This is a genomic window from Micromonospora sp. PRAS1 (assembly GCF_059553435.1).
Genome location: NZ_JCANNB010000002.1, coordinates 165953 through 180317, shown reverse-complemented (window position 1 = coordinate 180317; position 14365 = coordinate 165953). Strand labels below are relative to the sequence as shown.

12 protein-coding genes are annotated in these 14365 nt (G+C 75.2%); 7 read left to right on the top strand and 5 right to left on the bottom strand.

Going from position 1 to position 14365, the window contains the following annotated elements:
* Positions 1-7 precede the first annotated feature (7 nt).
* From AC507J_RS03125 to AC507J_RS03105, 5 genes are read right to left on the bottom strand one after another with little or no spacing between them, the layout of a single operon-like run.
* Positions 8-1138: a glycosyltransferase family 2 protein gene (locus AC507J_RS03125; protein WP_496287513.1), complete on the bottom strand. Its 1131-nt coding sequence runs from the start codon at positions 1136-1138 to the stop codon at positions 8-10.
* Complete coding sequence (locus AC507J_RS03120; RefSeq protein ID WP_496287512.1) at positions 1135-1950, bottom strand: carotenoid biosynthesis protein; 816 nt, start codon at positions 1948-1950, stop codon at positions 1135-1137. Before AC507J_RS03120 ends, AC507J_RS03125 begins: the two co-directional genes overlap by 4 nt.
* Positions 1947-2510, bottom strand: a complete 564-nt coding sequence (locus AC507J_RS03115) for a GNAT family N-acetyltransferase (RefSeq protein WP_496287511.1) — start codon at positions 2508-2510, stop codon at positions 1947-1949. Before AC507J_RS03115 ends, AC507J_RS03120 begins: the two co-directional genes overlap by 4 nt.
* Complete coding sequence (locus AC507J_RS03110; RefSeq protein WP_496287510.1) at positions 2507-3247, bottom strand: monooxygenase; 741 nt, start codon at positions 3245-3247, stop codon at positions 2507-2509. Before AC507J_RS03110 ends, AC507J_RS03115 begins: the two co-directional genes overlap by 4 nt.
* Positions 3244-3732, bottom strand: coding sequence for a YbaK/EbsC family protein (locus tag AC507J_RS03105; protein ID WP_496287639.1), 489 nt, complete (start codon positions 3730-3732; stop codon positions 3244-3246). The genes AC507J_RS03110 and AC507J_RS03105 overlap by 4 nt, the downstream gene beginning before the upstream one ends.
* Positions 3733-4215: 483 nt before the next feature.
* Here AC507J_RS03105 and AC507J_RS03100 point away from each other — a divergent pair, with 483 nt between their 5' ends.
* The 7 genes from AC507J_RS03100 (at position 4216) to AC507J_RS03070 (ending at position 14287) form a co-directional block, all read left to right on the top strand.
* Entirely contained in the window at positions 4216-4665 is a 450-nt protein-coding gene (locus AC507J_RS03100) for an SAV_6107 family HEPN domain-containing protein (protein ID WP_496287509.1), read from the top strand.
* Between the two features lie 168 nt (positions 4666-4833).
* Positions 4834-5568, top strand: a complete 735-nt coding sequence (imuA', locus tag AC507J_RS03095) for a DnaE2-dependent mutagenesis accessory factor ImuA' (RefSeq protein WP_496287508.1) — start codon at positions 4834-4836, stop codon at positions 5566-5568.
* A 61-nt stretch (positions 5569-5629) separates the two neighbouring features.
* Entirely contained in the window at positions 5630-7438 is a 1809-nt protein-coding gene (locus AC507J_RS03090) for a DNA polymerase Y family protein (protein ID WP_496287507.1), read from the top strand.
* A gap of 84 nt (positions 7439-7522) precedes the next feature.
* On the top strand, positions 7523-10927 hold the full coding sequence (locus AC507J_RS03085) for an error-prone DNA polymerase (RefSeq protein WP_496287506.1): 3405 nt from the start codon (positions 7523-7525) through the stop codon (positions 10925-10927).
* Between the two features lie 47 nt (positions 10928-10974).
* Positions 10975-11742, top strand: a complete 768-nt coding sequence (locus tag AC507J_RS03080) for a methyltransferase domain-containing protein (protein ID WP_496287505.1) — start codon at positions 10975-10977, stop codon at positions 11740-11742.
* Positions 11739-12989: an alkaline phosphatase family protein gene (locus AC507J_RS03075; protein ID WP_496287504.1), complete on the top strand. Its 1251-nt coding sequence runs from the start codon at positions 11739-11741 to the stop codon at positions 12987-12989. The genes AC507J_RS03080 and AC507J_RS03075 overlap by 4 nt, the downstream gene beginning before the upstream one ends.
* A gap of 38 nt (positions 12990-13027) precedes the next feature.
* Positions 13028-14287 carry a DNA polymerase IV gene (locus AC507J_RS03070; RefSeq protein ID WP_496287503.1) on the top strand — a complete coding sequence of 420 codons (1260 nt, stop codon included), beginning with the start codon at positions 13028-13030 and terminating at the stop codon, positions 14285-14287.
* Positions 14288-14365: the final 78 nt, after the last annotated feature.

Here is a 14365-nt window from a genome sequence, read left to right as displayed (position 1 = left end):
CGTCCTCCTAGTCGACCGGACGGCCACGCCAGGACAGGCGCCGCCGCTTGCGCAGATGGTACGACCGCAGGGTCAGCCAACCGAGGATCGCGACCGACACGGGGTGGCCCAGCGCGTCGGGCCAGGCCCGCCCGCCGGTGGCCCGGGCGCTGACCACCCGCCCGGCCACCCCCGCCAGGTACGCCAGGCCGGCGATCCCGGCCAGCGTCGGCGCGCCGGCCAGCAGCGCGGTCACGGCGACCAGCGGTGGCGCGGTGTAGAGCAGGAGCAGCAGGGTCACCACAAGCGCGGCGTTTCCCGGATGCCCGAACGAGGCCCAGAGCGACTTGGAGTAGCCGTCGCGCAGCTGCGGCCAGTTCTCGTACATCCGGCAGGAGGCCAGCCGGGAACCATCGGCGAGGGCGATCCGGCCGCCGGCGCGTTTCACCGCCCGGGCCAGCTCGATGTCCTCCAGCACCCGGTCGGCGACCGCCGCGTGCCCGCCGGCCCGCAGGTAGCCCGCCCGCTCCACGACCAGGAACTGCCCGCCGGCTGCGGCCAGCGACGGTCGCGGCGAGCGTTCCATCGCGCGCAGCGGCAGGAAGGTCAGCCACAACCACTGCAACAGCGGCTGCACCAGCCGGTCCGTCGCCGTCCGCACCACGATCCTCGGGTACGGCGACAGCAGGGTCGCCCCGGCGGCGCGCAGCTCGGTGACCGCCGCCGCGACGGCGTACGGGCCGAGCACCACGTCGGCGTCCACGAAGACCAGCACCTCGGCCGACGCCTCGGTGCGGGTGGCCAACTGCCAGCAGGCGTGCGGCTTGCCCAGCCAGCCCGGTGGTGGCGCGACGCCGGTGAGCAGGGTGACCCGGGGATCGCCGCCGGCCACCGCGCGGACCACCTCGGCGGTGCCGTCGGTCGAGCCGTCGTCGAGCACCACGATCCGCAGTCCGGGCACGCCGCGCTGGGCGAGCAGGGCGCGCAGGCACGGGGTGACCCGGGCGGCCTCGTCCCGCAGCGGCAACAGCACCGCCACCCGTTCGGTGGTCTGCACCGGCCGGTCGGTCGGCCGGCGCAGCCACCGGTTCGCGTTGACCAGGGTGTGCCCGGTCAGCACGGCGAGGACGCCGAGCGCGACGAGCGAGATCCCGATCATGCGGTGGCGTCGACCCGGTGCCGGGTCGGGCCGGTGTCGCGGTCGCGGGCCCGGCGGTCCCGCAGCAGCGTGACCGCCAGCGGTACGGCGACCACGCCCATGCCGGCCGCGCCCCAGACCGCCGAGGCGGGCAGGTCGAGGAAGACCGCGTGGGCCAGCACGCTGGAGGCGTACGTCCAGAGGTAGAGCGCGTACATCGGGTGGTCGCCGGAGTCGGTGCCGGCCACGGCGGGCCCGGCGAGCGGACGCAGCGCGGTCATCACCAGCACCGCGAAGAGCAGCCAGCCCAGGTAGTTGCTGACCGGGATGCCGGCCAGGCCGGGTAGCGCCGGCTCGGCGTCCCGCCACACCCAGTGGCCCTCGGCCACCATCTGCGGGTCGAGGAAGAGATCCCAGGTGGCCAGCCCGAGCGTGGCCAGCGCGATCCGCCCCGGCCACCACTTGATGATCCGGGTCGCCACCAGCCAGGCCGGCCAGGCCATCCAGGTCCAGGCCAGCGGGATGATCAGTGGCACCCCGGCCAGCTTCGGGCCGAGTTGGCCGGAGTAGTCGTAGCTGCCGAACGGGAAGCCGGTGGCCACCCCCAGCGCCTCGATGGCGAACCCGCCGCCGGTGGCCACCGCGACCAGCGCCACCGCCGTACGCGCACCCCGGGTCAGCAGCGCGTGGCCGACCGAGAGCAGGTAGCCGAGCACGACGGTGGCCACGGTCAGCCGGGCCCGGGTGGTCCCTTCGGTGAGCGGGTAGCAGATCTGGGCCAGCACGAGCAGGGCCAGCAACGCCCAGGCGTAGCCGCGAGCCAGCCTGGTCATGACCGACCGGCGGGCTCGGGTGCCGGCAGGGGCAGGTCCCGGCCGAGGACTCCGAACGGGCGTTCGTCGCCGGGGAAGCGGAAGTCGCGCAGGATGTCGACGAAGCCGAACCGGCGGTACAGCCGCCAGGCGCGTGAGGTGTGCTCGTCGGCCTCCGGGGTGGAGAGCAGCGTGGTCGTGCCCTCGGCCATGGTGAGCAGGGCGCGCAGCTGGCCGGCGCCCAGGCCGTGCCCCTGGGCCGGTGGCCGGACGTGCAGCTCGACCACTTCGAAGCAGTCGGTCAGCCAGCGTTGCCGGGTGGCCGGATCGAGCGCCCGCCAGACCTGGTCGTGCCACCACTGGCCGGGCCCGCCCAGGTAGCCGTACCCGAAGCCGGCCAGATGACCCTCGCTGGTCAGGCTGGCGACGGCGCGGAAACCGGGCCGGCGGACGTGGGTGGCGATGTAGCCGCGCCGGGCCTCCAGCAGGTCGGCGCGGTAGCCCATGGCCTCGCCGTAGACGGCCACCACGTCGTCCAGCCGGCGCAGGAGGTCGTCCGGGGTCCACCGCACCAGTCTCATGCCCGTCCATCCTTCGCCGGGTCGCCGTCGGCGGCCCATCCCAGTACCGTCCGGTCACCGATCACGTCACGCACCTCGAAGCGGGCGAAGAGTTCCTCCGCGTACCACCGCTCGGTGTCTGTCCGGCTGATCGCGGCCCGGTGCTCCGGGTGACGGTACGCGAACGCCACCAGATCCGCCGGATCACGCCACACGCTCACCGTGCCCTGCCAGCCCAGTGGCGCCTCACCGACGCCGAAGCGGGCCAGCAGGCCGGGCGCGGCGTGCAGGGCGGTGGCGACGGGTGGGACCGCCCGCCAGAAGGTGACCGCCCGGGTCGGGCGCAGTCGGGCCCGGGTCAGGGCCAGCACCGGCCCGCTGGTCCGGCCACCCGTCGGCTCGCCGAACGGTCGCCGGCCGGACCACTCGCCCCGGCTGGTCAGCGGGCGCAGGTCGAGCCGGACGGCCGACCGGGCGAGGCCGGACCAGGCCCGGCCCACAGGTGAGTCGGCGAACCGGGCCGCCGCGGTGGTGGACTCCCACACCGTAAGCGCCGCCCAGCGGGTCGGGTCGGCGTCGCCCGGCCCGAAGCCGGTGCCGGTCCCGGTGCCGAGCAGCTTGCCGAACCGTACGCCGGGCAGGGCGCGCAGCCGGCGCGGATCGCGGGCCATCCGGACCAGCACCCGGGGCAGCGCGGTCCGGGGTACCCGCCACACGTGCAGGGTGACCAGCTCCGGAACGGTCGTCGGCCCGGTCACGCCACGTCGGTCGGTGCGCCGTCGGTGACCCGCAGCAACTCGGCGTACGTGGTGGGGAAGACCGCCTGCGGCACGCCACCGGCGGCCCAGATCTCGTCGTACTTCTCCAGGGCGGTGTCCACAAGCGTGCGCAGGGGCTGCGGGTGGCCCACCGGGGCGACGCCGCCGATCACCTGCCCGGTGTGCTCCTTGACGAACTGCGGGGTGGCCCGGCGCAGCCGGGTGATGCCGAGCCGGCCGGCCAGGCCGGTGGTGTCCACCCGGTGTGCGCCCGAGGTGAGCACCAGCAACGGTGCCCCGTCGGCGTCGAAGACGAGCGAGTTGGCGATGGCGCCCACGTCGACGCCGAGCGCCTCGGCGGCGGCTGCGGCGGTGTGCACCGCGTCGGGCAGCAGGCGGATCGTGGCGGGGGCGCCGGAGCCGTTCCGGGCGTCCGCGCCATCGAGCGCGTCCTGCACCGCCCGTACGTTCGGGTGTGGCTGCATGCCGCCATTCTTCCCGGTACCCGGGCCGCCGGTGCACCCGGCCAGGCGGGCGGCGGTGGTGCGGGCCGCGGCGGAGCGGTGTCGGCGCGCCACACGTTGCATTTTCGGCGGGGGGAGGGTGTACTGTCAGCAGTAGTTAGAACGAGTGTTCGATTGCCTCGAACGTTCGTTCCAACCCCTCGGGAGTGGGTGTTTCGCGGCACCGGCTCCCGACAGGTGCGGTGCCGCGGACCGCACCGGGCCCCGGGCAGTCGCGAGCCCGGGCCCGCTCAGGCAGGACCGTCGTCCGCCGCCCACGACCCCCGGGCGGCGGGCGGCGGACCCGCCGGCACAGCCGGCCGGGTGTGGTGTGGGGAAGCTCCGCACCCGGCCGGCCACCCGCCTGGTGCGTCTTCCTCCGCACCGCCCGTCACGGGTGTCTCGCGCCGCCGGAGTCGCCTTCCGTCGCGCGATCCGCCCGCACCGGCCCACCTGGAGGAGACCATGCCGACCAGTCCGGCCCAGGCGCCGACGGTGCCCGCGCACGTGTTGCCGCACCGCACTCCCGCCCAACTGCTCACGGTGGCCCGGCAGGGTCTCGCCGAGGCCGCCCGGACCCGCCCCGACGGCCTCCGGTACGCCGCCGCCCACCTCGCGGCGCTGCGCGCCGCCGCTGCGGTGCTCGCCGCCCGCGCCCGTCCCGCGCCCACCCGACGCAACCGGATCACCAGCGTCTGGGTCCTGCTCGCCGGTGTCGCCCCCGAACTCGACGAGTGGGCCGGCTTCTTCGCCCTCGGCGCCGGCAAGCGCGCCGCCGCCGAGGCCGGCATACCCCGGGTGGTCACCGCCCGGGAAGCCGACGACCTGCTCCGCGCCGCCGAGGAGTTCGTGACGGTGGTGGAGCAGGCGCTCGGCCTGGCGCACCAGCCGGCGATCGACGGTCTCGTCGCCTGAGTCGCGGCGTCCGGCCACCACGGCGGGACCCAGGGTGGCCGGACGCCGTCCGGCGCAGCAGGTCCTTACTGAACTGATCCAACGAAGAGCACCAACCACGGGACTGATCCAACGAAGAGCACCAACCACGGGCCGGTGCCCGGGGCGACACGACGGGGGTGGATGGCGATGGCGGGCCGCATGGTGGTCGGTTCCGCCGCGCTGGCCGGGCTGGTCCGCCCGGCCAGCGCGCCCGACCCGGCGGGCGGGCACCGGGTGCTGCCTGTGCGCCCCGAGCTGACCGGGCTGCTGCCCGGCCGCGGGCTACGGCGGGGCAGCACCATCGCGGTCGGTGCCGGGCAACTCCGGCACAGCGGCACCACGTCGCTGCTGCTCGCCCTGCTCGCCGAGGCGTCCCGGGCCGGCTCCTGGTGTGCCGTGGTCGGGATGCCGACCTTCGGGGCCGGCGCGGCGGCCGAGGCCGGGATCGCCCTGGACCGGCTCGCCCTGGTACCGCAGCCCGGGCCCGACTGGCCCACCGTGGTCGCCGCGCTCATCGACGGGGTCGACGTGGTGGTCGTCGCCGCACCGGCCACCGTCTCCGCCTCGGTCGCCAGCCGGCTGGCCGCACGGGCCCGGCAGCGCGGCTGCGTGCTCGTGCCGTACGGCCGGTGGGACGGCGCGGACGTGCTGCTCCAGGTGGTCCGTGGGGTGTGGGACGGGCTCGGTGCGGGTCGGGGCCGGCTGCGCCGTCGGGAGGTGACCATCTCGGCCCGGGGCCGGGGCGCCGCCGCCCGCCCCAAGGAGGTCCGGGTGTGGCTCCCCGGCGACGCCCTGACCCGCACCATCCCCATCCCCACCCCCGCCACGGCCATCCCTCCCGGTGAACGTGCGTCGATCATGCACCTGCGGTCGGCGAGATGAGCATTTCGCGCCTTATCTGGCGACCCAAAGTGCAAGATCGCGGTGGGCGGGGGAGGGCGAGGTGAGTGCGGCGACGCGGACCCTGCTGCTCTGGTGTCCGGACTGGCCGGTGCTCGCCGCCGAGATCGTCGACGGGGTGTCCGCCACCGGGCCGGTGGCGGTGCTGCACGCCAACCGGGTGGTCGCCTGCTCCGAGCAGGCCAGGGCCGAGGGGATACGCCGGGGGCTGCGCCGGCGCGAGGCGCAGGGGCGCTGCCCGGGGCTGACCGTCGTCGACCACGATCCCGGGCGGGACGCGCGGGCCTTCGAGCCGGTGGTGGCCGCGGTCGAGGAGGTGGCGGTCGGGGTCGAGGTGATCCGCCCCGGCGCCTGCGCGCTGGCCGCCCGGGGGCCGAGCCGGTACCTCGGCGGTGAGGAGGCGGCGGCCGAACGGATCGTCGAGCAGGTCGCGCAGAGCTGCGCGGTGGAGAGCCAGGTCGGCATCGCCGACGGGACGTTCGCCGCCGGCCTGGCCGCCCGCCAGGGCCGGATCGTGTCGCCCGGCGGGACACCGGAGTTCCTGGCCAGCCAACCCGTGGCGGCGCTCGGCCGACCCGCCCTGGCCGACCTGCTGCGCCGGCTCGGGGTGCGTACGCTCGGCGACTTCGCCGCGCTGCCCGCAGGTGACGTGCTGGCCCGGTTCGGGTTCGACGGGGCGCTGGCCCACCGGCTGGCGGCCGGGCGGGACGACCGCCCGCTCGCGGTCCGGCAACCCCCCGTCGACCTGGCGGTCACCGCCGACCTCGACGAGCCGATCGACCGCGTGGACGTCGCGGCGTTCACGGCCCGGACGCTGGCCGAGCGGCTGCACGAACGGCTCGCCGGGCACGGGTTGGCCTGCACCCGCCTCGGCATCGAGGCGGTCACCGCGCACGGCCAGGAACTGCACCGGGTCTGGCGGCACGACGGCCTGCTCACCGCGGCGGCGATCGCCGACCGGGTCCGTTGGCAACTGGACGGCTGGCTCACAGGTGCCCGCCGGGGCGCACCGGCTCGGCCCACCGCCGGGATCATCCGGCTGCGGCTGGTGCCGGACGGGATGATCGCCCAGGCCGGGCTACAGGCCGGGCTGTGGGGGGAGACCGGCGAGGAGCGCGAGCGGGCGCATCGGGCGCTGAGCCGGGTGCAGGGACTGCTCGGCCCCGAGGCGGTGGTCACCGCCGTGCTCGGCGGTGGACGGTCACCGGCCGACCAGACGCGGCTGGTCCCGTGGGGCGACGAACGGCTGCCCACCCGTCCCGGTCCACCGCCGCTGCCCGGATCCCTCGCACCCTCCGAACCCGCCATCTGGCCCACCGGCTCGGGCGGCGGATCGACAGGCTCCCGTGACAGGCGGGCTGGCCCCGGCGGGGCGGCGGCCTCGGCCCGGCACAACAGCACCACCGGCAGCGCTTCGGGCGGCGGATCGGTCGACTCTGCAAGGCGACGGGTGGGGGCCGGGGTGGCCGTACCGTCCTGGCCGGGGCGGCTGCCGCCGCCCTCGCCGGCGGTGGTGCTGCCCACGCCGCTCAACGCGAGCGTGCTGGACGCCACCGGTGCACCGGTCGTGGTGAGCGCCCGGTTGGCGGTGAGTGCCCCGCCGGCTCGGCTGACCATCGCGTCCCGACCGGCGTCTCTTCCCGGCACGCAGCGGGAGGCAGTCGTCGGGGTCGACTCGGGAGCGTCGGCCGAGATCGTCGGCTGGGCCGGTCCGTGGCCTGTCGACGAGCGGTGGTGGGCTCCCGCCGAGGCCCGTCGAAGGGCCCGCTTCCAGGTCTGCCTGGCCAACGGCACCGCCCTGCTCCTCGCCGTCGAGGCAGGTCGCTGGCGAGTGGAGGCGATCTATGACTGACGTGAATCTTGGTACGAAACGGCCCTCCGAGGGGCCCTCCGAGGGGCCGAAACGTACCAAGATCGTGCCGGACGGGTGCGGACGGTGAGTTTTCACAATCCGCGGCTGCCGTGGTCGGAGTTGGAACGGGTGCTCTCCGGCCGGGCGGCCGGCGGAAAGGGGAGCGGCGGCGGGACGGGCCGTGGCGGCCGGCACCTGCACGTGGTGGATCCGCTCGCGGTCGACGCCGACGGGGGCGACTCGCCGGCGGGCAGCCGGCGACGGGAGCAGTACCGGCCGCCGGAGCTGACCCGCCCCGACGGCGTGGTGCCGTACGCCGAGCTGCACGCGCACACCAACTTCAGCTTCCTGGACGGTGCCAGCCACCCCGAGGAGCTGGTCGAGGAGGCGGTCCGGCTGGGGCTCACCGCGCTCGCCGTCACCGACCACGACGGCTTCTACGGCGTGGTCCGGTTCGCCGAGGCGGCCCGCGCGCTGAACCTGCCGACGATCTTCGGAGCGGAACTCTCGCTCGCCCCGGAAGCATCGGCGGAACGCGGGGCGTCCGGCCGGGGCGGGCACCCGGATCCGCCCGGCAACCACCTGCTGGTGCTGGCGCACGGCCACGAGGGGTACGCCCGGCTGGCCGCCACCATCGCCCGCGCCCAGTTGCGCGGCGGGGAGAAGGGCCGCCCGCGCTACGGCGAGCTGGCGGAGGTCGCCGCCGACCTGCGCGATCACGTGCTGGTGCTGACCGGCTGCCGCAAGGGGCACGTGCCGGCCGCCCTGCTCACCGAGGGGGTCGACGCGGCCGCCCGGGAACTGGACCGGCTAACCGCGCTGTTCGGCGCGGAGACGGTGGCGGTGGAGCTGACCGACCACGGGCATCCGGTCGACGGCGACCGCAACGACGCCCTGGCCGAGTTGGCCGCCGCCGCCGGGCTGCCCACGGTGGCCACGAACAACGTGCACTACGCCGCCCCGGGGCGACGCCGGCTGGCCACCACCCTCGCCGCCGTACGGGCTCGGCGCAGCCTGGACGAGATCGACGGCTGGCTGCCCGCTGCGGGCACCGCCCACCTGCGCTCCGGCGTCGAGATGGCGACCCGGTTCGCCGCCTACCCGGGCGCGGTGGCCCGGGCCGCCGAGTTCGGCGCGGAACTCGCCTTCGACCTGCAACTCGTGGCGCCGCAGCTGCCGGCGTACCCGGTGCCGCCGGGGCACACCGAGATGAGCTGGCTGCGTCACCTCACCGAGGCGGGCGCGCGGGAACGCTACGGTCCGCGTGAGGCGCACCCGCAGGCGTACGCGCAACTCGACCACGAGCTGAACATGATCGAGGAACTGGGTTTCCCCGGCTACTTCCTGGTGGTCTACGACATCGTCGACTTCTGCCGGCGGGCGGACATCTACTGCCAGGGTCGGGGCTCGGCGGCGAACTCGGCGGTCTGCTACGCGCTGCGGATCACAAACGTGGACGCGGTCCGGCACCGGCTGCTGTTCGAGCGGTTCCTGGCGCCCGAGCGCGACGGTCCGCCCGACATCGACGTGGACATCGAGTCGGGTCGCCGGGAGGAGGTCATCCAGCACGTCTACGCCCGCTACGGCCGGGAGCACACCGCCCAGGTGGCCAACGTGATCTCGTACCGGCCTCGTTCGGCGGTGCGGGACGTGGCCAAGGCGTTCGGCTTCTCGCCCGGCCAGCAGGACGCCTGGAGCAAACAGATCGACAGGTGGGGCGAGGTGGCCACGGTGGACGTGCCGGAGATCCCCGAGCAGGTGATCGCGTACGCCAACGAGCTTCAGACATTTCCGAGGCACCTGGGCATCCACTCCGGCGGCATGGTGATCTGCGACCGGCCGGTGATCGAGGTCTGCCCGGTGGAGTGGGGCCGGATGCCCGGCCGCAGCGTGCTCCAGTGGGACAAGGACGACTGCGCCGCCGTCGGGCTGGTCAAGTTCGACCTGCTCGGCCTCGGCATGCTCTCGGCGCTGCACCACGGCTACGACATGATCGGGATGAGCCTCGACCTCGGCGACATGACGCTTGACGATCCCGAGGTCTACGACATGCTCTGCCGGGCCGACTCGGTGGGGGTGTTCCAGGTGGAGAGCCGGGCCCAGATGGCCACCCTGCCCCGGCTCAAACCCCGCGAGTTCTACGACCTGGTGGTCGAGGTGGCGCTGATCCGGCCCGGCCCGATCCAGGGCGGCTCGGTGCACCCGTACATCAGGCGCCGCAACGGCCAGGAGCCGGTGACCTTCCCGCACCCGCTGATGCGTAACGCGCTGGAGAAGACCCTCGGCGTGCCGCTCTTCCAGGAGCAGCTGATGCAGCTCGCCATCGACCTGGCCGGCTTCGACGCGGCCGGGGCCGACCAGCTGCGCCGGGCGATGGGGGCCAAACGGTCGGTGGCGCGGATGGCGCAGATCGCCGACCGGCTCTACGCCGGCATGGCGCAGCGGGGCATCACCGGCGAGCTGGCCGACGACGTCTACCGCAAGCTGACCGCCTTCGCCAGCTACGGCTTCCCGGAGAGCCACGCGATGAGCTTCGCCTACCTGGTCTACGCCAGCTCCTGGCTCAAGCGCTACCATCCCGGGCCGTTCCTGGCCGCCCTGCTCAGCGCCCAGCCGATGGGCTTCTACTCGCCGCAGACCCTGGTCGACGACGCCCGCCGGCACGGGGTGGAGGTACGCCGACCGGATGTCAACGCCAGCGGCGCGAAGCCGGTGCTGGAGTCCACCCCGCAGACCCGGTGGGGCAGCCAGCCGGGGGAGCCACCGCACGCCTGGGGGCTGGGCGGGCCGGCCGTCCGGCTCGGGCTCGCCGGGGTGCGTACCCTCGGCGACGAGGTGGCCGAGCGGATCGAGGCCGAGCGGGCGGCGCACGGGCCGTACCGCGACATGCCGGATCTGGCCCGACGGGCCGGGCTGACCGCCGCGCAGCTGGAGGCGCTGGCCACCGCGGACGCCTTCGCCTGTTTCGGGCTGACCCGGCGGCAGGCGCTCTGGGCGGCCGGTGCGGCGGCGCAGGACCGACCGGGCCGGCTGCCCGGCACGGTGACCGGCGCGAGCGCGCCCACCCTGCCCGGCATGGCGGCGGTGGACCGGCTGGTCGCCGACGTCTGGGCCACCGGGCTCTCTCCGGAGAACCATCCGGCCCGGTTCGTCCGGCCGCGGCTGGACGCCCTCGGTGCGGTGCCGATCGACCGGTTGGGCCGGGTCGAGCCGGGTCGGCGGATCCGGGTCGGCGGGATCGTCACCCACCGGCAGCGCCCGGGGACGGCGGGCGGGGTCACCTTCCTCAACCTGGAGGACGAGACCGGCATGCTCAACGTCACCTGTTCGCCGGGGCTGTGGCAGCGGTACCGCCGGGTGGCCCGCACCAGCGCGGCGCTTGTGGTGCGCGGGCGGTTGCAGCGGCACGAGGGGGTGGTCAACCTGGTCGCCGACCGGCTGGACGCGATCGAGCCGCCGGTCAGTCCCGCCTCCCGCGACTTCCGCTGACCAGCGCTTCCGCAGACCGCCGGTAGGGCCCCCTGCCGGTACGGGCCGTGCTGACTAGGCTCGACCGGGTGGAACAGACCCTGAACCCGTCCGGACCGCCACTGACCCCCCGTACCGCCGTGGTCTGGTCGGTGCTCCGCGCCGAACTGGACCGCCGCCCCGCCGCCGAGCTGACCGTGCTCGACGTGGGCGGCGGCACGGGTGGCTTCGCCGTGCCGCTGGCCCGGGCCGGGCACCGGGTCACCGTGGTCGACGCCAGCCCCGACGCGCTCGCCGCGCTCAGCCGCCGGGCCGCCGAGGCCGGGGTGGCCGAACGGGTACGCGCCGTCCAGGGCGACGGCGACGCGCTCGCCGGGCTGGTCGAGCCGGCCAGCGTCGACCTGGCGCTCTGCCACGCGGTGCTGGAGGTCGTCGACGATCCGACGCCGGTGGCGGCGGCGCTGGCCGGCGCGTTGCGTCCGGGCGGCGCGGCGAGTGTGCTGGTCGCCGGGCGGGCCGCGGCGGTGCTCGGTCGGGCGATGAACGGCCACCTCGACGTGGCCGCGACGCTGGCCGCCGACCCCGAGGGCAGCGCCGGCCCCCGGGACACGCTGCGTCGGCGTTTCGACGCCGAGGGCGCCGCCGCGCTGCTCACCACCGCCGGGCTCACGGTCGAGGAGATCCACGGCGTACGCGTCCTCGCCGACCTGCTCCCGGCGGCCGTGGCGGACGGCCAGCCGGCGGCGCTTGTCGAGTTGGAACGTACGCTCGCCGCCCAGCCGCCCTGGCGGGACGTGGCGGCCCAACTGCACCTGTTCGCCCGCCGTCCGGTATGACCGGCCCGTCCGACGCTCCGCTGCCTGGCACCGGCCAGGCGTCCGACGCTCAGCAGGTGTTAAAAGGGGGCCCTTCCTCTACACCAGGCGTTAAAAAGGGGCCCTTCCTTGCACCGGTGTCGCCGGGGGATGGCGGTGCGGGGCTCGCGGACGTGTTGCCGAGCGCGTGTGCCCTGCTCGGGGTGCCCGGTGCTGCGGATCTGCTCGGGCTCGGCGCCGACCTGGCCGGGGTACGCCGGATCGCGGTGCTGCTGGTCGACGGCCTCGGCTGGTACCAGATCCCGGTCGCCGCGCCGTACGCGCCGACCCTGGCCGGGCTGGCCGCCACCGTGGGCAGGCCGCTCACCTGCGGCTTTCCCTCGACCACGCCGACCAGTCTGGTCACCCTGGGCACCGGTACGGCCTCCGGCGCGCACGGGGTGGTCGGCTTCACCCTGCGGGTGCCCGGCACCGACCGGGTGCTCAGCCACATCGAATGGGCCGACGACCCGTCGCCGCTGCGCTGGCAGCCGGTGACCACCTGGCTGGAGCGGGCCCGGGCCGCGGGGGTGGCGGTGACCGTGGTGAGCCGACCGGAGTTCGGCGGCACCGGCCTGACCCTGGCCGCGAACCGGGGCGGCGACTACCGGGGTGCGGCGGACATCGACGCGCTGGCCGCCACGATGCTTACCGCCCTGGCCGCCGGGTCGGGGCCCACCCTGGTCTCCGGCTACCACCCGGACGTCGACCGGCACGGCCACCTCAGCGGCGTGGACTCGATGCCGTGGCGGGCTGCGGTGACCGAGGTGGACGCGCTGTTGAGCCGGCTGGTGGACGGCCTGCCGTCGGACGCGGCGCTGCTGGTCACCGCCGATCACGGGCAGCTGGACGTGCCGCCCGGGGACCGCTTCGACCTGGACACCGATCCCCGGCTGACCGCCGGGGTGCGGGTCGTCGCGGGCGAGCCCCGGGTGCGTTACCTGCATGTCGCGCCGGGTGCCACCGCCGACGTGGTGCAGAACTGGTCGGGCGTGCTGGGGGCCGCCGCCCGGGTGCTGACCCGCGACGAGGCGGTGGCCACCGGCTGGTTCGGGCCGGTGCCCGAGGAACACCTGCGCCGCATCGGCGACGTCGTGGTGGTCTGCAACGACACGTACGCGGTGCTGGCCAGCCGGTCGGAGAGCCCGGCGGTGTCCCGGCTGGTGGCGCTGCACGGCGCGGACACGGCGGCGGAGATGACCATCCCGCTGCTTGTGGTGCGGGGTTGACCGGTCGCAGTGTCGGTCGCGGGCGCTAACCTGCGCGGGTGGGCCGCAGCCAGTCGATACCCCGGGGCGGTGATCCCCGGTTCGGGCCGGACGCCGACGACACCGGCTGTCCGATCCTGCATGTCGACATGGACGCCTTCTACGCCTCGGTGGAGGTGCGCCACCGGCCGGAGCTGCGCGGCCGGGCCGTCGTGGTCGGCGGGGTCGGCCCGCGCGGCGTGGTCAGCTCGGCCAGCTATGAGGCCCGGCGCTACGGCGTACGCAGCGCGATGCCGACCATGCGGGCCCGCGCCCTCTGCCCGCACGCGGTCTTCCTGCCGCCGGACTTCACCCGCTACTCGACCGCCTCGCGGGCGGTCATGCAGATCTTCCGTGACGTCACGCCGCTGGTCGAGCCGCTCTCCTTGGACGAGGCGTTCCTCGACGTCGCCGGTGCCCGGCGGCTCTTCGGCCCGCCCGCGGCGATCGCCCGCCACATCCGCGAACGGGTCGCCGCCGAGCAGGAGCTGACCTGTTCGGTGGGGGTCGCGCCGACCAAGTTCGTGGCCAAGCTCGGGTCGACCCGAGCCAAACCCGACGGCCTGCTCGTCGTCCCGGCCGCGCGGGTGCTCGACTTCCTCCATCCGCTGCCGGTCTCCGCCCTCTGGGGCGTGGGTGAGCGTTCCGAGCAGGCGCTGCTGCGGCTCGGCCTGCGCACCGTCGGTGACCTCGCGGCGGCGCCGCTCGGCATGCTGCGTACCGCGCTCGGCGAGGCGGCCGCGGCGCATCTGCACGAGCTGGCCGCCGGGCGGGACCCGCGTCGGGTCAGCCCGGAGCAGGTCGAGAAGTCGATCGGCGCGGAGGTCACCTTCGACGTCGACGTGGACGATCCGGCCGAGATCCGGCGCACCCTGCTCGCGCTGGCCGAGAAGGTCGGTGCCCGGTTGCGCGCCGCCGGGCAGGTGGGGCGGACGATCTCCGTCAAGGTGCGGATATCCGACTTTCGGACGTTCACCCGGTCGCGCACCCTGGACGTGCCCACCGATGTCGCCCGGGAGATGTTCGACACGTCCTGGGCCCTCTTCACCGCCCTGCGCCCGGGTGAGCCGATCCGCCTGGTCGGCGTACGGGCCGAGGGGCTCACCGTGGCGGCCGAGACGCCCCGGCAGCTCGCCCTCGGTGCGCCGGAGCGGGGGTGGCGGGAGGCGGAGGCCGCCGCCGACGCCGCGGCTGCCCGTTTCGGGCGGTCCGTCATAGGTCCGGCCAGTCTGCTCACCGGGCGCGATCCGCGACGAAACGAAAATCCGACCCGGCCATAGGTCGTCCCGCTTTCCGACGCGCGAGGGCCCTCGTAGACTTGCGGGTAAGCAGCCGGTTGGCTGCCACGGTCTGTCGGT